The sequence below is a fragment of the Methylobacterium sp. ARG-1 genome (assembly GCF_001262595.1).
Classification (GTDB): Bacteria; Pseudomonadota; Alphaproteobacteria; order Rhizobiales; family Beijerinckiaceae; genus Methylobacterium; species Methylobacterium brachiatum.
In genome coordinates, this window is record NZ_LHCD01000046.1 from 17,882 (window position 1) to 38,672 (window position 20,791).

The 20,791-nt window shown below is 71.0% G+C and carries 20 protein-coding genes, 1 tRNA gene and 1 pseudogene; 7 read left to right on the forward strand and 15 right to left on the reverse strand.

Translation table 11 applies throughout. The features are described 5' to 3' along the window. Nucleotides 1–7 precede the first annotated feature (7 nt). The 7 genes from AKJ13_RS27395 to pth all read right to left on the reverse strand — a co-directional run bounded on the left by AKJ13_RS27395 (nucleotide 8) and on the right by pth (nucleotide 4,041). Nucleotides 8–304, reverse strand: coding sequence for a type II toxin-antitoxin system RelE/ParE family toxin (locus tag AKJ13_RS27395; protein WP_050736161.1), 297 nt, complete (start codon nucleotides 302–304; stop codon nucleotides 8–10). Beyond that, on the reverse strand, nucleotides 301–498 hold the full coding sequence (locus tag AKJ13_RS27400; RefSeq protein WP_200905717.1) for a hypothetical protein: 198 nt from the start codon (nucleotides 496–498) through the stop codon (nucleotides 301–303). Before AKJ13_RS27400 ends, AKJ13_RS27395 begins: the two co-directional genes overlap by 4 nt. Before the next feature lie 103 nt (nucleotides 499–601). Next, complete coding sequence (locus AKJ13_RS27405; RefSeq protein ID WP_050736163.1) at nucleotides 602–1,591, reverse strand: MaoC/PaaZ C-terminal domain-containing protein; 990 nt, start codon at nucleotides 1,589–1,591, stop codon at nucleotides 602–604. A 27-nt stretch (nucleotides 1,592–1,618) separates the two neighbouring features. Then, the gene (gene ychF / locus AKJ13_RS27410) at nucleotides 1,619–2,716 is read right to left on the reverse strand and encodes a redox-regulated ATPase YchF (RefSeq protein WP_050736164.1); all 1,098 of its coding nucleotides are present in this window, start codon (nucleotides 2,714–2,716) and stop codon (nucleotides 1,619–1,621) included. Between the two features lie 4 nt (nucleotides 2,717–2,720). Further along, nucleotides 2,721–3,176 (reverse strand): PIN domain-containing protein, encoded by a 456-nt coding sequence (locus tag AKJ13_RS27415; RefSeq protein WP_050736165.1) that lies wholly within the window; start codon nucleotides 3,174–3,176, stop codon nucleotides 2,721–2,723. Next, the gene (locus AKJ13_RS27420; RefSeq protein ID WP_050736166.1) at nucleotides 3,160–3,387 is read right to left on the reverse strand and encodes a hypothetical protein; all 228 of its coding nucleotides are present in this window, start codon (nucleotides 3,385–3,387) and stop codon (nucleotides 3,160–3,162) included. The genes AKJ13_RS27415 and AKJ13_RS27420 overlap by 17 nt, the downstream gene beginning before the upstream one ends. A gap of 45 nt (nucleotides 3,388–3,432) precedes the next feature. Beyond that, a complete protein-coding gene (gene pth, locus AKJ13_RS27425; protein ID WP_050736167.1) occupies nucleotides 3,433–4,041 on the reverse strand; it encodes an aminoacyl-tRNA hydrolase in 609 nt (202 codons plus the stop codon). A gap of 348 nt (nucleotides 4,042–4,389) precedes the next feature. Between pth and AKJ13_RS27430 the strand changes: the two genes are divergently transcribed. Beyond that, a complete protein-coding gene (locus AKJ13_RS27430) occupies nucleotides 4,390–4,620 on the forward strand; it encodes a hypothetical protein (protein WP_050736168.1) in 231 nt (76 codons plus the stop codon). A gap of 40 nt (nucleotides 4,621–4,660) precedes the next feature. Here the strand turns inward: AKJ13_RS27430 and AKJ13_RS27435 are convergent, their stop codons facing one another. Then, on the reverse strand, nucleotides 4,661–6,832 hold the full coding sequence (locus AKJ13_RS27435; RefSeq protein WP_050736169.1) for an FUSC family protein: 2,172 nt from the start codon (nucleotides 6,830–6,832) through the stop codon (nucleotides 4,661–4,663). Nucleotides 6,833–7,015: 183 nt separating this feature from the next. Between AKJ13_RS27435 and AKJ13_RS27440 the strand changes: the two genes are divergently transcribed. From AKJ13_RS27440 to AKJ13_RS32930, 3 genes and pseudogenes are all read left to right on the forward strand, one after another. Continuing rightward, nucleotides 7,016–7,092 (forward strand) — tRNA-Arg (locus AKJ13_RS27440). A gap of 199 nt (nucleotides 7,093–7,291) precedes the next feature. Then, on the forward strand, nucleotides 7,292–7,459 hold the full coding sequence (locus AKJ13_RS32385) for a hypothetical protein (protein WP_007559184.1): 168 nt from the start codon (nucleotides 7,292–7,294) through the stop codon (nucleotides 7,457–7,459). Between the two features lie 746 nt (nucleotides 7,460–8,205). Then, nucleotides 8,206–8,595, forward strand: a pseudogene (locus AKJ13_RS32930) (sigma-70 family RNA polymerase sigma factor); the annotation flags it as partial. 21 nt (nucleotides 8,596–8,616) lie between these two features. Here AKJ13_RS32930 and AKJ13_RS32935 read toward each other — a convergent pair. Genes AKJ13_RS32935 through AKJ13_RS27455 form a run of 3 tightly spaced genes read right to left on the reverse strand, consistent with a single transcriptional unit; the run spans nucleotide 8,617 to nucleotide 12,417 of the window. After that, entirely contained in the window at nucleotides 8,617–10,053 is a 1,437-nt protein-coding gene (locus AKJ13_RS32935; RefSeq protein WP_082317168.1) for an MATE family efflux transporter, read from the reverse strand. 5 nt (nucleotides 10,054–10,058) lie between these two features. Then, nucleotides 10,059–11,390, reverse strand: coding sequence for a lysine N(6)-hydroxylase/L-ornithine N(5)-oxygenase family protein (locus tag AKJ13_RS27450; RefSeq protein ID WP_050736170.1), 1,332 nt, complete (start codon nucleotides 11,388–11,390; stop codon nucleotides 10,059–10,061). Between the two features lie 34 nt (nucleotides 11,391–11,424). Further along, on the reverse strand, nucleotides 11,425–12,417 hold the full coding sequence (locus AKJ13_RS27455) for a GNAT family N-acetyltransferase (protein ID WP_050736171.1): 993 nt from the start codon (nucleotides 12,415–12,417) through the stop codon (nucleotides 11,425–11,427). 150 nt (nucleotides 12,418–12,567) lie between these two features. On the opposite strand from AKJ13_RS27455, the gene AKJ13_RS27460 reads away from it, so the two are divergent. Next, nucleotides 12,568–15,417, forward strand: coding sequence for an amino acid adenylation domain-containing protein (locus tag AKJ13_RS27460; protein ID WP_050736172.1), 2,850 nt, complete (start codon nucleotides 12,568–12,570; stop codon nucleotides 15,415–15,417). Between the two features lie 2 nt (nucleotides 15,418–15,419). Then, nucleotides 15,420–16,187, forward strand: coding sequence for a GNAT family N-acetyltransferase (locus AKJ13_RS27465; protein WP_050736173.1), 768 nt, complete (start codon nucleotides 15,420–15,422; stop codon nucleotides 16,185–16,187). A 67-nt stretch (nucleotides 16,188–16,254) separates the two neighbouring features. Here the strand turns inward: AKJ13_RS27465 and AKJ13_RS27470 are convergent, their stop codons facing one another. The 4 genes from AKJ13_RS27470 to AKJ13_RS27485 form a co-directional block, all read right to left on the reverse strand. Beyond that, nucleotides 16,255–17,532: a DUF3829 domain-containing protein gene (locus AKJ13_RS27470; protein ID WP_050736174.1), complete on the reverse strand. Its 1,278-nt coding sequence runs from the start codon at nucleotides 17,530–17,532 to the stop codon at nucleotides 16,255–16,257. 46 nt (nucleotides 17,533–17,578) lie between these two features. Next, nucleotides 17,579–17,890: a hypothetical protein gene (locus AKJ13_RS27475; protein WP_244471762.1), complete on the reverse strand. Its 312-nt coding sequence runs from the start codon at nucleotides 17,888–17,890 to the stop codon at nucleotides 17,579–17,581. A gap of 424 nt (nucleotides 17,891–18,314) precedes the next feature. Then, nucleotides 18,315–18,935 (reverse strand): hypothetical protein, encoded by a 621-nt coding sequence (locus AKJ13_RS27480; RefSeq protein ID WP_050736175.1) that lies wholly within the window; start codon nucleotides 18,933–18,935, stop codon nucleotides 18,315–18,317. A 197-nt stretch (nucleotides 18,936–19,132) separates the two neighbouring features. Next, nucleotides 19,133–19,429 (reverse strand): hypothetical protein, encoded by a 297-nt coding sequence (locus AKJ13_RS27485; protein WP_050736176.1) that lies wholly within the window; start codon nucleotides 19,427–19,429, stop codon nucleotides 19,133–19,135. Between the two features lie 475 nt (nucleotides 19,430–19,904). Between AKJ13_RS27485 and AKJ13_RS27490 the strand changes: the two genes are divergently transcribed. Continuing rightward, nucleotides 19,905–20,738, forward strand: coding sequence for a porin family protein (locus tag AKJ13_RS27490; protein ID WP_050736177.1), 834 nt, complete (start codon nucleotides 19,905–19,907; stop codon nucleotides 20,736–20,738). Nucleotides 20,739–20,791 lie beyond the last annotated feature (53 nt).

Consider the following 20,791-nt stretch of genomic DNA (forward strand, 5'->3'; position numbering starts at 1 on the left):
TCCATTTTCAATGTGCGTCGCTCGGGTCCTCCGGCCTCCTGGCCGCATGCCGAATGGCAAGAACCTCGATGGCGTTATCCACTTCATTCATCCGGTAGAAGATCAGATAGGGATAGCGGGGCAGGGCAAAGCGGCGCACGCGCTGCCGCCGTTCATGGCCGACCGCGGGATAGCGGGCGATGAGCGCGAGAGCTTCCTGGATTGCGGCCTCGACCCGCATCGCACCCTGCGGGCTGCGCGGGACCACATAGCCTGCAATATCTTCGATATCTGTCTCGGCTTGCCGGGTAAGGCGGATCGTCACGTCGGCGTACGGGCACGTGCGAAGGCCCGAGCGATGATCGTGCTGGCGTCACCTTCCACGAACGCCCCGCGATCGGCTTGCTCCAGGCCGGCTCTGACGGCGGCCGCGTGCTCGGGCTCGATCTCGAGAGGATCCGCGATCTTCGCCATACTAAGCATGGCTTGGGCGATGGCATCCTGATCGTCGGCCGGCATCTGCCTCACGGCCGCAACCGCTTTTTCGAGTAAATCTGTCATAGGCCGACCTCCACCCGATCCTAGAACCGCGGCCCATCGCGTTACAATGGGAGAACGGGCCTCACGGCTCCCAGCGATGGAACACGGCGCTGTCGAAGGCGAAGACCGGCTCGCCGCGCTGGTTCACCCCGGTGTTGCGGGCAAACGCCAGGCCCCAGCCGGGGCGGGAGGCGGAGGCGCGCTTGTCGGTGAGCTTCGTGCTGAACCGCACCGTGTCGCCCGCATAGACCGGCTTGAGCCAGCGCAGGTTCTTGAAGCCCGGGGAGGGGCCGGCTTCCGGGACGGGGCCGCGGGTGGCCGTGTAGGCGGCGTCGCGGGCGCGGGTGGTGAGCAGCCGGTTCATGTAGGCGGCGGCGGTGTGCCAGCCGGAGGCGCAGAGGCCGCCGAAATGGCTGCGGCTGGCCGCGGCCTGGTCGAGATGGAAGGCCTGCGGGTCGTAAGCCTCGGCGAAGGCCACGATCGCCGCGGCGCTGAACGGGTAGGCGCCGAGATCGCGGACCATCCCGATCTCGGCGTCGCGCAGGAACGGCAGGATCTCGGCATCCTCCGGCTCGGTCACGGGCCCCGGCTCGCCGATCTCCACCGGGCGCGGCGGCAGGGGATCGGTGCCGCGCCGGGCCAGCATGAAGGTGAAGCGCTGGGTCAGCACCGTCTCGCCGCGCTGGTTGCCGAGGGCGACCTCCGCGGTCGCGAAGCCGAGCCCCGGCTTCGAGGCCGAATCCCGCATTCCGACGACCCGGAAGGTCAGCGTCAGGGCGTCCCCGGGCAGGACCGGCGCCAGCCAGCGCAGCTCGTCGATCCCCGGCGCGCCGAGCGAGGAGCCGCCGCGGAACGGCCCCTTCTGAAGCAGCCGCATCCCCAGCGCCGCCGTGTGCCAGCCCGACGCGATCAGCCGTCCCGCGAAGGTCCCCTCCGCGGCCGCCTCGTCGAGGTGGAACGGCTGGAAGTCGAAGGCCCGCGCGAAGCCGACGATGTCGGCGCGGCTGACCGTCAGGGGCTCGCCGACGATCACGTCGCCGACGGAAAAGTCCTCGACCGCGGGGTCCGGCATGGCAGCCTCGTCGAGTGGGTCAGGGGCTCAGTTGGCGAAGCGGAAATGCAGCACGTCGCCGTCCTGCACCACGTAGTCCTTGCCCTCGAGCCGCAGCTTGCCGGCATCCCGGGCGCCGGATTCGCCGCCCAGCGTGGTGTAATCCTTGAACGCGATGGTCTCGGCGCGGATGAAGCCCTTCTCGAAATCCGAGTGGATCACCCCGGCGGCGCCGGGCGCGCGGGTGCCCTTGGTGATCGTCCAGGCCCGGGCCTCCTTGGGGCCGACCGTGAAGTAGGTCACGAGGCCGAGGAGATCGTAGCCGGCGCGGATCACCCGGTTGAGGCCGGGCTCGGTCAGCCCCACGGCCTCCAGGAACTCGGCCTGGTCGGCCTCCGGCATCACGGCGATCTCGCTCTCGATCTTGGCCGAGACCACCACCGCCACGGCACCCTCGGCCTTGGCGCGGGCGAACACCGCGTCCGAATAGGTGTTGCCCTTGTCGGCATCGCCCTCATCGACGTTGCAGACGTAGAGGACCGGCTTGGCGGTCATCAGGCCGAGGGACTGGAACAGCTTCTCCTCATCCGGCTTGCGCTCGACGAGGCGAGCCGGCTTGCCCTCGCGCAGCAGCGGCAGGGCGCGGTTGACGAGGTCGAGGGTCTCCTTGGCCTCCTTGTCGGCGCCCTTGGCCTTCTTCTCCAGGGCGACGGCCCGGCGCTCCAGGCTGTCGAGATCGGCCAGCATCAGCTCGGTCTCGATGGTCTCGATATCGGCCGCCGGGTCGACCTTGCCCTCGACATGGGTGACGTCGCCGTCGGTGAAGCACCGCACCACGTGGGCGATGGCGTCGACCTCACGGATGTTGGCCAGGAACTGGTTGCCCAGGCCCTCGCCCTTGGAGGCGCCGCGCACCAGCCCGGCAATGTCCACGAAGGTCAGCCGCGTCGGGATCTTCTCCTTCGAACTCGCGATCCGGACGAGGTCGTCCAGGCGCGGATCCGGCACCGCCACCTCGCCGACATTCGGCTCGATGGTGCAGAACGGGTAATTGGCCGCCTGGGCCGCCGCCGTCTGCGTCAGCGCGTTGAACAGGGTCGACTTGCCGACGTTCGGCAGGCCGACGATGCCGCATTTGAAGCCCATGGACTCAGTTCCGTTGAAGCACATCGCCGGGCGACATGCGGAAAGGGTTGATGAGGGTCAGGCCCTCGAACACGGCGCCGTGTGCCATATCCTCGGTCAGGAAGTACCGGCATCCGGCGAGCCGGGCGGCGGCTACCAAGAGGCAATCGAACCACTGATAGCCGAGATTCTTGCGGACGAGCCATGCCAGTTCGGTGTCATCTTGATCGATCGGGCGTGCTCCCCAAGCTCCGATCGTCTCGACTTCATCCTGGACGTCGCGCAGCAAGCGCTCCGGCTCGTTCTTGAGGATCCAGCGCGTCAGTTCGTTGAGAACCTGCAGATTCGTGCGGGCGCAGCCCAGGTCGGTGATGGCAGCCAGCCACGCACGTGCGCACTCGCGCTTGTCGGCGTTTCGTTCGTCGCGTGCGTAAACCAGCACGTTCGTGTCGATGAAGACCGGCTCAATCGTAAAATTCATCGCGCGCCGGAGCTTTGCCGTTCTCATCCGTCAAATTCATGAGAGGACCGGCCAGGAAGCGTTCGAGCGCCTCCCGCTGCGTCAGCGGGCGGCCGACACGCTGCTCGACAGCCTCGGCGACGAAACGCGATAGGCTCTTGCCGTCGCGCGCGGCGGCAACACGCGCCCGCTGCAGCAGAGCCTCGTCCATCGTCACGGTGACGTTCTTCATGGCAGCCTCCGAGGCCGATCCATATCGTGTTCCCGTGTTTTCGTGTCAATTTTTCGTACCCAGCGTCTTCACGTCGTCCCAGCCCCGGCCGGCCATGGCGAGGTGAACCTTGTTCTGGAAGCTCGCATCCTCGCCGGCCGCCAGCAGCGCGGCGTGGTCGGCCACCGCCCGGCAGAGATCCTCGACCCAGGGCAGCTCGGCCTTGCCGAAATCGTTGAGCACGTAAGCATGCACCAGCGCCTTGTCGCCGGGATGGCCGATGCCGAGCCGCACCCGGCGATAGTCGTTGCCGCATTGGGCCGTGATCGAGCGCAGCCCATTATGGCCGGCATTGCCGCCGCCGAGCTTCACCCGGAGCTTGGCCGGGGCGAGGTCGAGCTCGTCGTGCAGCACGATCACGTCGCCGAGTGGGATCTTGTAGAAGCGCTGTGCCTCCGAGACCGAGCGCCCGGACTCGTTCATGAAGGTCGAGGGCTTGAGCAGGATCGCCCGCTCGGTGCCCAGCACCACCTCGGCGGCCTCGCCCTGGAAGCGGTGCCGGAACGGGCTCGCCCGGTGCCGCCGGGCGATCGCGTCGATGGCCAGGAAGCCGATATTGTGCCGGTTGTTCGCGTAGCGCGAACCGGGGTTTCCGAGACCGACGATCAACCGCATGGCAGAGTCCCTGGCGCGCTTCCGGTCATGGGGCATCCCTTTCGGGGCGGTCTGTGGCACGCTTCCTCGTGCGACGCATCCCCGCTCCGGCCCCGGGAGCCGCGCCTCAGCGCCGTCCGTACCGGCCTCTTCGGATCCTGCGTGAAGCATTCAGGGGCGACCGCGCGCCAACCGTGCGCCAGCGCACGGCATCGGTCGAACCGCCGGCAGAGGATCGCGGTTGAGAGGTTACATTCGGCCAAGCAAAGCCGGAGCGATCAAGACCGCCGGACCGACGATCTTCCTCACTCGACACGGTTGACCGGATGACTTCCCGTCGAAGTCAGACGCAGACAATAGGAGATCCTCATGACCATGCGCATGCTCGCCGCCGCCGCCCTGTTTGCCGCCGCTGCCTCGCCGGCCCTCGCGCAGGGGCTGGACTCGAAGCATTCGCCCTATCCGGCCTCGGCCTATTCGGGCTGGGCCGGAAATGCCGGCGTCCTGCAGCAGGATCGGACCCGGCCGGCGCAGGGCTCCGCCTACCGCTATGCCGGCCCGCATGCCGGTGGCCCGGCCAACGCCCTGCCGCGGTACTGAGGCGGCGCGGGTCCCGGATCGCCCCGGGGCCCGCCGCCCATCAGGTCGCCGGAACGGCCCGACCGTCGCGCGCGGCGGTCTCGCCCTCCGATCCGGCGACGTCGATCGCGCGCAGCTCGCCCGGGCGCAGCGTCCCGGTCAGCAGGTCGACCTGGCTCACCAGACGGGCCAGGGACTGGCCCCGGTCGAGATCGGGCCGCTCGGGGAGCGGCCGGTCTTGCCCGAGCGCGGCCAGGGTGGCGGCGATCCAGCTCCGCCAGGCCTCCGCCTCCGGGGCGGCCGCCTCGGGAGCGTGACGCAGCACCGTGAGCCGGGCGCTGATCCGGCGCAGGGTCGCGTCCGCCACCATGGCGGCTTCCACCTCCGGGTGGCCGCCCGCCCGGGGCTGCTGCAGGGCGCGCGACAGAGCGGCCTCCAGATCGTTGAGGGCGAGGCCGGCCGCCCGGGCGCGGACCGAGATCGCGGCTTCGCGTGCTTCCCCGGGGGCGGCGCGCAGCACCGCCTCGGCGAAGTCGGCATGGGCCTTGAGCGCCCGCCGCAATTCCTGCCGGACCTGGTCCGGCTCCCAGATCGGCCACAGCACCAGGCAGCTCGCCACCGCGATCAGGCCGCCCAGCACCGTGAAGCCGGCGCGCATGCCGACGATCTCCCAGGAGCTGTGGCCGGGCTCCAGCAGCTCGACCAGCAGCACCACCAGTGGGGTCAGGCAGGTGACGAAGAAGCCGTAGGAAATCTGGCGCGCCGCGAAGCCGACCACGCTGAGCACGAGGATCAGCCCCGCCTCCACCAGCGGGGTCGTGGCGTAATAGGCCAGCACCGCCCCCGCGAGGCCGCCCAGCACCGTGCCGCCGATCCGCTCCAGCGCCCGCTGCCAGGTCGCAGCGTAGAACGGCTGCATGGTCAGCACCACGGTCATCACCAGCCAGTGGGTGAACGCGCCGGCATAGGTCAGCGTGGCGGCGAGCGCCGGCGCCGAGACCGCAGTGGCCCGCAGGGCGTGCCGGAGATTCGGCGAGGCCAGGGTGAAGTTCTGCGCCAGCGGCTCGACATAGCGGGTCCAACGGTCGAGGCTGCGCCCGTCCGTGAGGGTGCCGCCCGGCCGGTAGCCCTCGGGCGTCGAGAGCTTGGCGCCGATCCGCACCCGTCCGACGATCCGCTCCGCCAGCCGCGCCAAGGTGGCGTCCTCCCCCAGGCCCTCCGCGGCCCGGGCGATGGAGTGTTCGAGCCGGCCGAGATCGAGGCTGGCATCGTCGCGGATCGCCCGCGCGATGGTGACGAGCAGCGGGCGCAGCCGCCGCAGGAACGTCTTGGTGAGGGCCCGCCGGCTCGGCGCGGGCCGGCTCTCGATCAGCTCCGCCACCGCGATCAGCGCGGAGAAGATCTGCTCGGCGCTCTCCAGGCGCAGCAAAGCCTGGGCGGTGCGCTCGGAGACCCGCTCGCGCGAGCGGGCAAGGTCGAGGATCATGGTCCGGGCGGTCTCGATGCTGGTGCGCACGCCTCGCCGGTGGCCCCGCGCATGCCCGTCGAACGCGGCCGCATCGGGCTCGCCCAGGGCGACGAGCCGCTCGAGATCGCCGCAGAGCCGCGCCAGGCCGTGCCAGACCTCGGCCACCGCCCGATGCGCCGGCCGGTACGGGTGCAGGCGCCAGATCACCAGGGCGAGCAGCGTCGCCCAGAGCCCGCCCGCCGCGAACATCAGCGCCACGATCCCGGCCTGCTCCAGGGTGAGCGGCCGGTCGAGGGCGATGCACAGCACGACCACCAGCACGTTCCCGGCCGCTTGCGCCTGCACGCTCCAGACCCGGGCATACGAGCAGGCAAAGATCAGCGCGCAGGCGACCGGCACCACGACCGGAAGCCCCAGGGGCTGCAGCAGGCCGACCCCCGCCCAGAGCAGGCCGCCGAGCAGGGAGAACGCGGTCAGCACCCGCAGGCGCACCCGCATCGGCCCGCCAGTGTCGCAGAAGCAGGCGAGGTTGGCGGCCAGCGCCATGGTGAGCAGCGGCGGCCACTGCACCCAGATGTTGATCAGGATGACGACGCCGAACGCGAAGGCAGCGCGCACGCCCTCGACCAGCCGGATATTGCGCAGGTCCAGGCCCGTCGGCAGGCGCCGCAGATCCGCCCCGGGCCGGCCGAGGCTGCCCCGGCCGGCGGCCGGGCGGCGCGGGGCGCGCCCGGGGGGCGATAGGGAGGGATTTGGGCCTGCCAACCTCGGACTCCTGTTCGGGCGCGCGGCGCCCCGGCATGAACCGCGCCCTGACCTGTCCGGATCCCTCCCACGCCGCAACCCCGCCCGGGCACGGTCGGTGCCGGCGGCGACGAACCCGGCCCCGAGGGGCCAGACGCTTGACCCTCGGGCAAGCCCATGGCTTTTGAGGGCGCTGGCACCCGAGACTCCGTAGCTCAGCTGGATAGAGCAGCCGCCTTCTAAGCGGCAGGTCGTTGGTTCGAGCCCAACCGGGGTCGCCAGGCAACGCAACGCGGTGGCATCGTTTCGCGCCGGGCAGTCCGGTCGGCGGGCGCCTGTTGAGTCCGGCAGATCCCCGCCTCGCGTTCGGGTGGGACGGCGCCTTCGCCTCCCGTGATCTGAGCGCCTGGTGTTCGCCGAGAGGCGGGAACGGTGTGCGACGCCCTCCGGTTTCCTCTCGATACAGGGAGGAGACACGTCATGAGCACGTCAGACGCCGCGAAACCCGGCGACGAGGCGCCCCCGGGCGCGCCCGGAACGGGTGAGAACCTGTGTCGCGCGTGCAGCGGGACCGGCAAGGTCGACACCGTCTCCTGCCCGGACTGCAAGGGGACCGGCAAGGTGACCACCGGTATCGGCGGCGGCTGACCTGCTCCGCGGCGGCGCGCTCGACCTCGGGCCGGTCGCCTCAGCTATGAAGCTAGGCGATCGGCGCGGGCTGGCCCAACTCTTCAGCCGCGCCTTGCACGCCCCGTCACGACAACCGACCAGCTCTATGTCGCGTTGCCCCGCGTATCCGTGGCTTTGGTCGCGTTGCTGTCTGGGCAGGCAGGCCGCCCAGTCTTGTCTGCTTTGGCGTCATTCAGATCGATCGCCCGAGACGCGCGGCGGACCCTGGAAATGGGGCTGGCGCTACCTGGCGAACACGTTTCAAGCGTGGGCGTCCTGGCCTGTCCCGCCGTTTGGCCCGTCATCGAGCCATCCGTGATGAGACGGGCATGGCAATCATGCCGGCGCCGAGCCGCGCGGTGGCACGACCGTGGACGGGAGCGGGTCTGACCGAGGACAGGACTGCATAGAAGCTGAGCGTCCTCCGAAAGTCTGGATATGCGGCCTGAGCTATGACCATTAATGTGTATGGTTTCAGTGTGCCGACCGGGTCCGGGCCTAGTCTATGCCGGAACGATATGGCAATCATCTTGATCACCGACCCGTGTTTCGAATTAAAATCATTACAATATATTGAATGATTATTTCCATTGTCGCGATTGCGTGTATGCTGTTGCTTCCGGAGCAGCATGAGTGCGGCGTCATTGAACCGACACGAGCACCCAGAGAGGGCGGCGTTCTCGCCCCGCCGAACCGACCCGGCATCGGGGAAAGCGTCCGGGACTATGGCGGCATCCGAGCGGTATCGCGCGGCCTATGTCTCGATCGCCAATCGCATTCTCGCTTGCCGCGAACAGGCGGAAGACGTGGTGCAGGACGTAATGCTGCGCCTCGCCGCCACGCCGCCTTCGGACGAAGTCCGGTCGGCGGCCTATGTCGGGCGCATGGTCCGCAACCTCGCCATCGATCAAGCGCGGCGGCGCAACCTCGAACGGCGGCTCTTCGCCCGTCTCGACGAAGCCCTGGATCCTCCGGATCCGGCGACCGGAACCCCAGAGGTGGCCACCGCTTCGCGTCAGGCCCTCGAGCGGGTCAGCACGGCGATTGCGCAGTTGCCGGAACCGGTCGGCACGGCGTTCCGCCTGCATCGGCTCGACGGCGTGCCGCAGAACGTGATTGCGGCGCGGATGGGCGTCTCACGCGCGCTGGTGTGCAGCCTCGTGCGCCGGGGGCATCTCCATTGCCTCGCCGCCCTCGACCGGCGCTGCGCCGCCTGCCCTGCGAGTGCCCGCACCGGACAGCCACGCCAGCATCAGCGCGAGGCCGAGACCGTCGGCGAAGAACTCGGCCGCGATCCGGCTCGCCAGCACGCCGTCATACCCGAACAGCCGCGGCAGGATCAGAAGCGGCGGGATCAGCGCCAGCCCCTGCGCCGCCAGCGAAACTGCGGCGGCCCGGCGCGGGGCGCCGATCGCCTGGAACAGAGTCGCGGCGGTGAGCTGTAGTCCCACCGGGGCGAACGCCACCGCGAAGGCGGCCGTGGCGCGCGCGCCTTCCCGGGCCGTCTCAGCATCCTGCGCGAACAGGGCGGTCAGGGGCTCGGCGAGGGTGAACATCAACCCGCCCACCACCACCCCGTAGGCCAGGGAGGCGGCGGTCACGAAACGGAAGGTCTGGTCCAGGCGGTCGTCGCGGCCGGCGCCGGCGGCATGACCCAGGACGGTCTGGGCGCCTGCCATCATGCCGAGGAGCGGCAGGGCCGCCACCAGGACGAGGCGCAGCGCCAGCCCCTGCGCCGCCACCGCCGCGTCGCCGTAGGGGGCCGCCGCCTCGACGAACAGCGCCATCGCGAAGGCCGCAAGCAGGCTGGAGCCAGTGGCCGGCACTGCGAGCCGCAGAGCCTCGGGCAGCAGACCGGGCCGGATCCGCCCGCCGCCGGGCCTGCGGAACCGGATCCGGTCCGGCCCCCGGGCCCGGACGAAGTGCAAGCCGTAGGCGGCGGCCCCGGCGGCCTGCGCGCCGATCGCCGCCCAGCCGGCGCCCGCGGTGCCGAGGCCGCAGAGCCGGATCAGGATCCAGTCCAGCAGGATGTTGAGGCCGAAGCTGCCGATCATGATCGCGCCGCTGAGGCGGGCATGCCCCTGGGCGCGGACCACGAAGCCACCGACGATCATCACCAGCATCAGTGCAGTGCCGATGGTCGCCAGCACCGTGTACGGGGTTGCCGCCGCGGCCAGAGGGGCATCCGCACCGAGGAACCCGAGCCAGGCCGGCGTGTCGGCGAGGATCGCGGCCGTGACGGCCCCGCCCGCCGGCAGGCAAAGCCAGAAGCCCAGAGATGCGGCCTCGTCGGCCCGATCGCGGTCGCCGGCGCCGAGGGCCCGGGCGACTTGTGAAGCCGCCGCGATGCCGGCCCCGTACCCTAGCGCGGCCACTAGGAGCGTCACCGGATACGCGATGGCGATGGTGGCGATTGCCGCCGCGCCGAGATCGGCCACGAACCAGGCGTTGACCAGCATCTGGAGCGCATGGGCCGAAATGCCGAGGATCGCCGGCCCCGACAGGCGCAGAACCAGGGCAACAACCCGGTCGCCGTCGAGATCCACCGGTCCGCCGCAGGGTCGCGCCCGCATACGCTTCACGGCTGGGCCGCGGCGGTCCGGATCGTCGCCCGGGCGGCGCGCTCTTCCGCGAGGATCGTCTGCGCGATGGCGCCCGCCCGTACCGGCAGGATCGACAGCAGGGTCTCGGTCAGCCCGTGGGTCGGCTCGCTGAAGCCCTGGAGGTGCAGGCTCACCCGCGGCTCGGCGGGATCCAGCGGCAGGCGGTAGTGCCGGTTAACGATCTCGCCAGCCAGGAACGGGCGCAGCGGGTCGAGGATCGACGGCACCGCGGCGCGCTGGTAGCCGGTCGCACAGATCACGACCGCGTAGGTCTGGCGCTCCTCGGTCCCGGCGACGTCGTCGCGCAGCACCGTGGACAGGCCCTCGGGGCCGGCCTCCAGGGCCAGCACCCGGGTGCTGCGCCGCAGCCGGTGGCGGGTCACGCCGCTGACCTCCTGCTCGTACAGCATAGCGTAGAAGGCCTGGATCAGGTCCGCGTCGACGACCGCGTAGTTGGTGGCGCGGTGGGCCGCGATCAGCTCCGCCCGCACCGGCGCCGGGGCGTCGTGGATGCGGTCGACCGCGGCCGGATCGAAAATCTCGTTGACGAACGGGCTGTCGTCGGCCGGCTTCAAGGCGGGGCCGCGGATGGCGAGGTCGATCAGCGCCCGGGGATAGCGCTCGCCCAGGTCGGTTGCGATCTCCACGGCGCTTTGGCCGCCGCCCACCACCAGGATACGGGGCTGGGGACCTTCGAGCTGCGGCTGCCCGAGGGCGCCCGCGATTCCCGGAAGATACCAGGACGAATGGATCAGCCGCTTGTCGTTGACCAGCGCCGAGAACGGCGGTGGGATCGCCGGGTCGCCGCCCGCCGCCACGACCAGATGGCGGCAGCGGCGCAGGCGGCGCCCGCCCGCCCGGTCCCAGCCCTCGACCACGAAGGCGGCGAGCCGCCCCTCCCGGGTCTCCGGCCGGACGGCGTCCACCGTCTCGCCATACGCGACCACATCGGCGAAGTGCTCAGCCGCCCAGGCGAGGTAGTCGTTGTACTCGACCCGCGATGGGTTGAACGTTTTGAGGTTGAGGAAGGTGTTCAGCCGCCCCTTCACGTGCAGGTAGTTGATGAAGCTGAACGGGCTCGTTGGGTCGCGTAGGGACACGAGGTCCTTGACGAAGCTGATCTGCATGTCGGCGCCAGGCAGCATCATGGCCCGGTGCCAGCCAAAGCGTTCCTGCCGCTCGAGGAAGCGGACGCTCGGGCGCAGCGGGCTGCCGACCATCGCGTCCCGGAGGGCGATGGCCAGGGACAGGTTGGCCGGGCCGAAGCCGATGCCGATGATGTCGTCGGTTGCGGGGTGATCCGTCATCGCGCGCGTCTCTCGTCAGGTCGGGGGAGGGCGATCAGGTGGCCGGCACCGCTGGAGGGCGCGGCGCCGCATCGGCGGAAGCGGCGCCGGGCACCCAGAGCCGGTCCCGGACGAAGTGCTCGCGCGACAGGCTGACCAGGGCGGCGCGCTTGTGCGGGAAGTCGATGGTGGCGATCGTGGCGAATCCCGAGCCGTGCAGGTTGCGGATCTGTTGGGCGTGATCGGCCCGAGGCTCGCCGACGATGCGCTGCGTGCGCGGCTCGTCGAGGAACAGGTAGTGCATCAGCGAGGGCAGCCAGGCCGAGAGGTACGGGCGCCCGCGGATCGCGGCATCGCCGATCGCGACGTGCCAGCCGCGATCGTAGGGGCCGGCTTCGTAGAGGGGGCCGAGGCGGCTCTCGCGGGCCCAGTACAATTCGAAATAGCCGAATGGCGCGCCGTCGAAGCAGCCGAACAGCGGCAGGCTTGCCGGATCAGCCTGAAGCCGCGCGATATAGGCCTGGTGCTCCGCCAGCGTGCCGCGCTCCTGCCAGACCTCGGCGACCCGGGGATCGTTCATCCAGGCCGAGAACAGTGCGAGATCTCCCGGCTCCGTCATCGTGCGGAAGCTCAGGCGGCGGCCGAGCCACGGGATCGTCCGGGCATAGACCGTTCCGGCCGGCGTCCCAGGCCGCAGCGGATGGCGGCGCCCGTCCGTGACCGTGAACAGCTCGGGAAACGGCGACCGGGGATCGGGCAGCCAACGGGTGGCGCATTGCCAGAGCAGCCCGGGCAGGATCTCGATTGCAGCGCCGATGCGCCGGGCGGCCCCGAGGGCAAGAAGCCCTTCGGCAACGGCGGGGTCGGCCTCGACGCCGATGCGCAGGACCTGCGTGTTCTCGGCTGTTAGCACCTCGGCCTGGGCCAGGATCGCCTCCACGGTGGCCTCCAGGCGGGCCGCAGCCGTGACCCGGATCACCGGCGCCTGCACGCTCCCGTCCAGGCTGAGCCGCACCGCTCCCGCCTTATCCCTCACACGATCGCTCATCCGCCCTCCGCGTGTCGTCGGCACCTCCCTGACGGTTGGTCCCGGTCGCGGTTCAGACTTTTTTTGAGTCCGCGCGGGTGCCCCGGCGTGAACCGCGGGACGGGTCAACCGTCAGATGTGTCGAGGCCCAAGGGGCGCCGGAGTGAGCGGATGGACAAGCAGGACGGTCAGGATATGACCCGGGAGTCGAGCGCGGATTGGACCCAGGACGCGGTCGTGGTGGCATTCGACGCGGCCGGGCATGCGGCCTTCTGGCCGGCCGGACGTGCGCTCCCCGCGGGCTGGAACCAGGTGCATGGCCCTTGCGGGATCGAGGCGGCGCGGAGTTGGCTCGAGGATCCGGCCAACGCACCCGACCCGGTATCGTCGCCCACGCCCGACGCGGATCGCGAGAGCGTTCCCGCCCGCCTCGCCCGCCTCGCCGCGGAGGCCCCCGACAGGCCGGCCGTGCTGTTCGGCGGGGAGACGCTCACCCGGGGCGACCTCGACGCCCGTGCCGCCGCTATCGCGGCCGGGCTCTCCGCGGGCGGGATCGGCCGGGGGCAGCGCGTGGCGGTGGCTCTCGAGCGCTCTCCGGAAATCATCATCGTGCTGCTCGGGATCCTCCGCGCCGGCGCCGCCTTCCTGCCGCTTGATCCCGAATACCCCGCCGCCCGCATCCACATGATGCTGGAGGATGCCGGTATCACGCAGTGCATCACCATGCCGGAGATCGCCGCCCGGCTCGATCTGCCTTCGGGAATCGCGCGGCTCGATCCCGCCGCCCTGGCCGAGGCAGCGCGAGGCGCGACCGCGCCCCCGATGCCGGAGCCAGGCGATCCGGCTTACCTGATCTACACCTCGGGCTCGACCGGCCGGCCGAAGGGCGTGGTGGTCGAGCACGGGCCGCTGGCCATGCATTGCCGCACCACTGCAGAGGCCTACGAGATGGACGCGCAGTCCCGCGAGCTGCACTTCCTGTCCTTCGCGTTCGACGGTGCGCATGAGCGCTGGATGACCCCGCTGATCGCGGGCGGCTGCATCGTGCTGCGCGGCCCGGAGCTGTGGACCGCCGCCGAGACCCTGGTGCAGATCCGCCGCCACCGGGTCACGCATGCGGGCTTCCCGACGAGCTATATCGGCCAGCTCGCCGACTGGGCCGAGCGCCTGGGCGAGGCGCCCGAGCTGCAGGTCTATTCCTTCGGCGGCGAGGCGATGGCCCGCGAGACCTTCGCGCGGCTCGGCCGCATCCTGAAGCCGCGGCTGCTGATCAATGGCTACGGGCCAACCGAATGCGTGATCTCGCCGCTGATCTGGAAGGTGCCGCCGGGAGCGACCTTCGTGGAACCCTACGCGCCGATCGGCGGCCCGGTCGGCTCGCGAACGGTCTACGTGCTGGGACCCGATCTGGAACCGGTGGCGGCGGGCGAGATCGGCGAACTCTATATCGGCGGCGGCCTCGCCCGGGGCTACTGGCGCCGGCCCGCCCTAACGGCCGAGCGCTTCCTGCCCGACCCGTTCGCCCCGCGGGGCGGCCGGATGTACCGCACCGGCGACCGGGTCCGGCGGCGGTCCGACGGCAGCCTCGCCTTCGCAGGGCGGGCGGACGACCAAGTCAAGATCCGCGGCCACCGGGTCGAGATCGGCGAGGTCGAGGCCGCCCTGCGGGCGCTGCCCGAGGTGGCCGACGCCGTGGTCCTGCGCCGAGAGGGCCCGGCGGGCGCCTATCTCGCGGGCTACGTCGTTCCGGCGAGGGACCGTCGTCCGGAGGCCGGGCGCCTGCGCGCCGCCCTCGCCCGCCGGCTGCCGGAGCCGATGGTCCCAGCGAGCCTGACGCTGCTCGACGGGCTGCCGGTGAATGCCAACGGCAAGCTCGACCGCAACGCCCTGCCGGACCCGGCCGCCGACGACCGGCGCGGACGCCCGCCCGGCAGCGCAACGGAGCGGCGGGTCGCCGCGATCTGGTCCGAAGTGCTGGGCTTCCCGGTCCGGGTCGCGGATCGGCGCTTCTTCGAGCTCGGGGGCGACTCCCTGTCGGCCCTGCGGCTAGTGGCGCGCCTGCGCCTCATCGCCCCCCGGGGCGGGATCAGGGTCGCAGATCTCCTGCGCGATCCCACCATCGCGGACCTGGCCGCGCGGATCGACGGCGACGCGGAGGCGGCCGACGAGGGCCTGGTGCCGACGGTCCGGCTCTCGGCCGGTGGCGGTGGGTCCGAGCGGCCGCTCCTGGTGCTGTTCCCGGGCCTCTTGGTCAGCACCCGGGAATACGAGCCGCTGATCGCCCATCTCGGCCCCGATCAGGAGGCGCACGGCTTCCTCTGCGCCTCCCTGGTTGAGACCGTGCGCCCGCTGCCGGAGGTCGCCGTGCTCGCCGCTGCTTATGCTGAGCGGGTACGCGCCCTGATGCGCGGACGGGCGGGCGGCTGCGCATTCCTGGGCTGGTCCTGGGGCGGGGTTCTCGCCTATGAGACTGCCCGGCGGCTCGGGCCGGGCTTCCCCCTGGACTTTGTCGGCATGCTCGATGCCTGCGGGCTGGAGCCGAATTTCGCCCGCGGCGCCGGCCGTCGGATCGCGGCCGAGGAGCGGCAGGCGCACGAGGCGATGGTGGCCGCCTGGCTGGAGCGCTCACCGATGCGCGCCCATTGGGACAGCCTGCGCGCTCGGATGGACCCGGAAACGGTGGTGCAGTTCCTGCGCTTTCTGGCTGCCGAGCCGCAACCCCTGCCTACCGACGGTCCGGAGGTCGGCAGCCGGGAGCGCATCCTGTGGACGCTGGTCGATCACGCGATCCAGTTCCGGGCGCTGCGTCTCGTCCCCGGCTCGGTGCCAATCCGCAGCTTCGTCGCGGCGGAATCCCGCGCTCGCGGCCTGACGGTGATCGACTGGCAGCCGCTCACGACCCGGCTCCTGTCCGTGGAGGTCGTGCCGGAGACCGACCATCTCGACATCGTGCTGTCGCCGCACCTCCATGCCCGGATCGCCGCGCTGACGGCGCCGCGCCCAGCCTGGAGTGCGGCCTGAGCATGGCCGTGCCCACCTTCGAGGAGCTGCGGGACGGGCATCTGGCCGCGCTCACCGGATCCCTGATCGACGGCGTCGAGCACGGTCCGGGCGGGGCCGCTTATGCCTGGTCCCGCGCGATCCCGGACCCGACCCTGAACTTCGCCTACGGGGTCCGACGGCCCGACCAGTTCATCTGGGCCGGAGCGGCGGCGCTCGGCCGCGCCAGGGCGCCCGCCTTTCTCGCCCGGGACGCGGTCGAGGCGGCAACTCTGCGGACGTTGTTCGAGCCGGCCGCCGCCTATCCGGCGAGTTGGATGGTGGCGCAGCTAACCCACTCGCAGCCCTCCTCGGACCGGGTCGTCCAGGTCCTTGCCGCGCCCGCACCATCGCCGGATTTCGAGCAGGTCTTCGCCCATCTGTCGGACGACGCGGCTGTGAAGGCGCATCTGCGCCGGTTCTATCTGCCGTCCCTGCGGGCGGCGCGGGCCCGGCCTGGGCTGATGCCGGTCCACCTCGTCCTACACGACACAAGCGGTCCGGCGGCCTGCGCGAGCCTCTACCTACGCGGCGGCCTGGCGGGGCTGTACAACGTCAGCACCCGGGCCGACCGGCAGCGCCGTGGCCTGGGCAGCGCCGTGACGGCCGCCGCCCTGCGCGAGGCGCAGGCGCGCGGGGCGCGCTGGGCTTTCCTGCAATGCCCGGCCGGGGGCGGTATCGAGGCGCTCTACGCGCAGGCCGGGTTCAGGACGGCCTACGCACCGGAACTGCTCTGCATGACAGAGCCGTAGAATCGAGATTCGGAAATCAACGGCCCGGGAGACACGCAGCCGCGCTTCTGTTCGCGACGAAGGGCCCTCAGCCGGGACGGACGCGGGGCTCGGACCGCTGGCAGGATTCGAGATCCCGCACCGAGCGGTTGTAGGTGTCGTTGAACAGGTGTGCCGGCTGGCTTGGGTCGCCTTTGGCCCGGATGTCCCGGGCCACATCCCGGCCGTGGCCGATCACGCTGGCCACGGTGTCGGCGTAGCCCGTGCACGACGCGCTCGGTTTCGGGCTCATGCCGTCGAGACTCGTCCCAAGCTGCCGGTTGGCGGTCGAGACCTCGCCCAAAGCCCCCAGGAACGGCGCCACGTCGGCCTTCGGGCCCAGCGCCTCGAAACGCTGCACCGCCCGCCGCAGGGCGAGGCTGGTCGCGAGGAGCCGGCGGGCAGGGGCATCCTCGGGTAGGGCGGTCATCCGCCGCTCGTCGCGGGCAAGCTCGCGCGCGAACAGGGCGGTGCCGTAGGCATCCATCGCCTTGGCGGCGGCCTCGACCTTGGGCACGAGGATCGGGTGCTGCTCGCGGGCGAACGTGTATCCGTCCTCCTTGAATTCCCGGGTCGTCTGGTAGCGGGTCAGGGCCTTGAGGATCGGGTTGACGTCGCGCAGCGCCGCCAGCAGCCGAGCCGCCTGGGGATCGACCTCGGGGACGCTTCCCGGCAGGGCGACGGCCTTCTCCAGCTCATCGATCACCCCGTCGAAATCGACGATGCCGAAATGGTACCAGGCGTTGGCGCCCAGTTTGGTGCCGCGCTTGAGCACGCGCTCGTTGTCGCGCCGGTATTCGGCGAGCTGGCGCTCCAGGGGGTGGGAGCGCACCAGATGGTTCTGCGCCTCCGTATAGGCGTTCACCTTCGCGACCGCCTGCGCTTCGGGACTCTGCGGCGGCGGCGCGGCCCGGGCAGGGGCCTGCGCGGCCGCCTCGGAGGGCGGCGCTTGCAGGAGCGCCTGCGAGGCCGCGGGCAAAGCGGGGAAATCGCACTTGAAGGCGTCGACCAGGCTCTTGCGCACGGCCTCGTGGGCCTGGGCGCATTGATAGGCGACGGTCGGCCGTGCTGCCGGGTTGCGGGCCACCGAGTCCCGGAAGCTCTCACGCATCGTGTTGATGCCTTGGCGGATGCCGGGACGGGCGACCTCCGGCACGCCGAGGCTCGCCGCGCATTGCGCGTAGGCGTCGAGGAAGGCGTCGCAGCTCTCTACGCCGACCGGCGTGAGCGGCGTCACGGCCGCGGCCGGCGTCGCCAGCACGGCGGCGAGACACGCTGCGGTGAGGCGACCCCGGGGCGGCCTCACCGCAGATCTGACGCTCGGCATCCTCATCTCCTGGAACGGTCGGTCGGGCTGGTGGGGGCTGGCGCGCTCAGAGCGTGCGGAGGGCCAGCAGCGGGACGAGGGCGGCGAGGGCGACCGGCACGGACCAGTCCTGCGCCGGCACCCGGAACAGCGTGTGGCGGCGACGGAGCAGGACGCGCGCGTTCGTGGCCGGGTCGATGCGTGCGCGCGGCGGCGCATTGTTCAGGCGTCGGCCGACCATCCAGGTGGCGGCCGCGGCCGCGAACAGCCCGAGGCTGACGGTGAGGACGGTGAGTTCGGGATGGCCGAAGGCGCGCAATGCGAGGCCGCCCAAGGCTCCGACCGCGACGGCGGTGCCGAGTGCGACGGGGATGACCACGATCCCCCAGCCCGACCCGATGAACAGCGTCCCCAGCGCCCCTGTTTCGATCCGGGTCTGCAGCCGACGGGCCGCGCGCCGGGCTGCCCGCGATCGGGCATGCCGCCGGCGCCCCTCCCGGTCCCTCTTGGGACTGCGATTCGGGCAATGCTGTGTTCGGGGCGGCGTGAACGCGGACGAATACTGATCGCCGGGAATATCCACCGATCGTGGCTCCGGCGACCGCGACGCTCGATCCCAACGGAATGGCTCGAGGGCGGCGTCGGCACGCCAGCGATCCGATCGATCCGGGACGTGGCCCCACCCGAACCTCTTGGAGGAACGCGAGGGCGGGGCCACGCTGACGGCTTGCACCGTCAGCAGGTCCGATCATGCCATGGGCCGATCGAAGCGAACGCGCCTGCGATGCGCGCGGAGCTGGGTCTCACTGCCCCTGTTGCGGGAGGAGATTGCGCGCTTCCTTGACCGCGTCACGGCAGCTCTGGTCCCCCTTGGCGTTCAGATCGACGGCCCGCTGCAGGGCTGTCTTGGACTGGGAAACCTTGTCCTCCGATGCCAAACCCGGCGAGGCCTTGGGATCCCCACCCTTCGCTGCGGCGGCCGCGGTGGTCGGACGGTTCTCCGATTGCCGGCGGACATCGTCCGGTGAGGTCGCGACCCGGCCGCTGGCGATACCGTCCGCTTGTCCGCTGCCGGTCGCGGCGCCGACAGGGCCCGATACGCCGCCGACCGTCCCGGGCGTGCCGCCGCTCTCGCGCGAGGCGCCGCCCTGCTGCGCCCGATCCGTATCCGGCGTGCCCACCGGTTTCGCGGTACCGCCGGTCGTGCCCGCCGTTTGCTGGCCCGACGCGTTCTCAGGCCCCTTGCGCTGGCCGTAATCCGGCTCGGAAGTGGGCGCCCCCATTCCGACCTGCTTGTCCATGTCCCGCCGCAGCTTGGCGATGTCGTCCGAACACGGGCCGCCTTCCTGCGCGAACGCAACGGCCGGGAAGACGGTGAGGGCTGACAGGGCTGCAGCCCCGCACATCAGATTGAGCCGTCGCATGTGAGCGTCCTCCAGTATGTTGGTTTGGCCTATGCTCAACCGCGCTCGCACGGACTTGTTCTGTCGTCCGTGCCGATCCGGCTTCCACCTCTGGAGGCGGCCGCGGCCACCCAGCGCCATCCTTGGCAGAAAGACGCGCGGACGACCGGGTGCGTCGTATCAGGCGGGCACCAGGGCCGCGCCCGATGCGGATGCGCTCAGCCCCCGCCACCGTTCCCGGCACTGCTGCCGCCGCTGCCGGTCGAGCCGGTGCGGGAGGGCTGCCCGGCATTCCCCCCTGCCGCCGAGTCGGGGGCGGCGCCGTCCTGGGGGCGGCCGGTCGGCGAGATGGTTGCCGCGTCTTCGGCGCCGGTGGATCCCGGCTGACGGGTGACGACGCCCGGCGTTCCGGGCGAGGCATGGCCCGCCGTATTCGGGGGTGTCTGGATGGTTTGGGCCAGGGCCGGAGTCGCGAGGAGTGCGGCCGTGGCGGCCATCAAGATGAGTCTAGGCATGGGGATCGGTCTCCGATTGTCGAATAGAAGAAACCGGCCGTTTCTCATCCCGTGTCCCGGCATCAGTGTCACAGGTGCGGGCAACCCGCGCGGGCATGGGCGCCGGAGCGCGGCTCCGCCCGGTCCGGCGCCCGCTATCCCAGCGCGGCAGGAAGCAGTCCCGGCGACACGCGCGCGGGGGCCTCGGGATGGGTCGCCCCCGAGCTTTCCGGCGGAGCGGCATCCGCCCGCATCACCTTCGGACAGTCTGCCGATCGTCGGTCCGGTGGCAGCGCCAACAGTCGGATGCCAGGTTTGTCCCAGGTCGTGATGCAGGGTCCAGTACAGCGCAATGTATTTCGCAGTTCATCGCGGCTTCATAAATGGTTTACTATCTCGCCTGCGCCGTTATCGCTGGGTGTGTCCGTAAAACTACAGCTATTTGGTCCACGTGCCGGTAGGCTTACCGACAGATAGAAACCCTGGACCGCCCAACATGACCAAGCTTCTCGTCTCCCTGGCCGCCTTCACCGCCCTGACCGGCGCCGCCTCGGCCGCCGACCTGCCGCGCCGCGCCGCCCCGCCGCCCGTCTTCACCCCCGTCCCGGTGTTCACCTGGACCGGCGCCTATTTCGGTATCAACGCCGGCTACGCCTTCGACGCCAGCAGCCGCTCGAACAACTCCACCTTCGGCGTGCCCTTCCCCTACGCCGCCCCCGGCACCACCGCCACCTTCAGCAACCGCAGCCAGGACGGCTTCTCCGGCGGCGCCCAGGTCGGCTACAACGTCCAGTTCACCCCGGGCTCGGGCGTGGTCGTCGGCATCGAGGCCGACGCCCAGTACCTCGACTTCGGCCGCGGCCGGAACAACGCCTTCGTGAGCGGCGCCGTCGCCCCAGGCTACTACGTCACCGACCCGCGCGGCCTGTCGAGCCTCGACTACTTCGGCACCGTGCGCGGCCGCCTCGGCTACGCCTTCGACCGCACCCTCGTGTACGGCACCGGCGGCTTCGCCTACGGCTCGGGCAGCGCTGACCGTTCGTTCGGCGGCTACGCCGGCAACGACAGCTTCCGCACGGGCTACGCCGTCGGCGGCGGCATCGAGTACGCGCTCCCCACCGACTCGTTCCTGAACTTCTTCCGCTCGTCGGCCGTGACGCTCAAGGTCGAAGGCCTGTACGTCAACCTGGAGCGCGGCACCCGCAACCAGGGCGCCCTGGTGGTCAACGCCGCCAACAACTTCCCGGTCGCCTACAGCAACGTCGGCCGCCGCGACGACGAGTTCGCCGTGGTCCGCGCCGGCCTGAACTACAAGTTCGGCTCGTACTAAGACCCAGGACGCTCCCGGCCTCCGGGCCGGGAGCGTTCCGGATGGACGAGGGC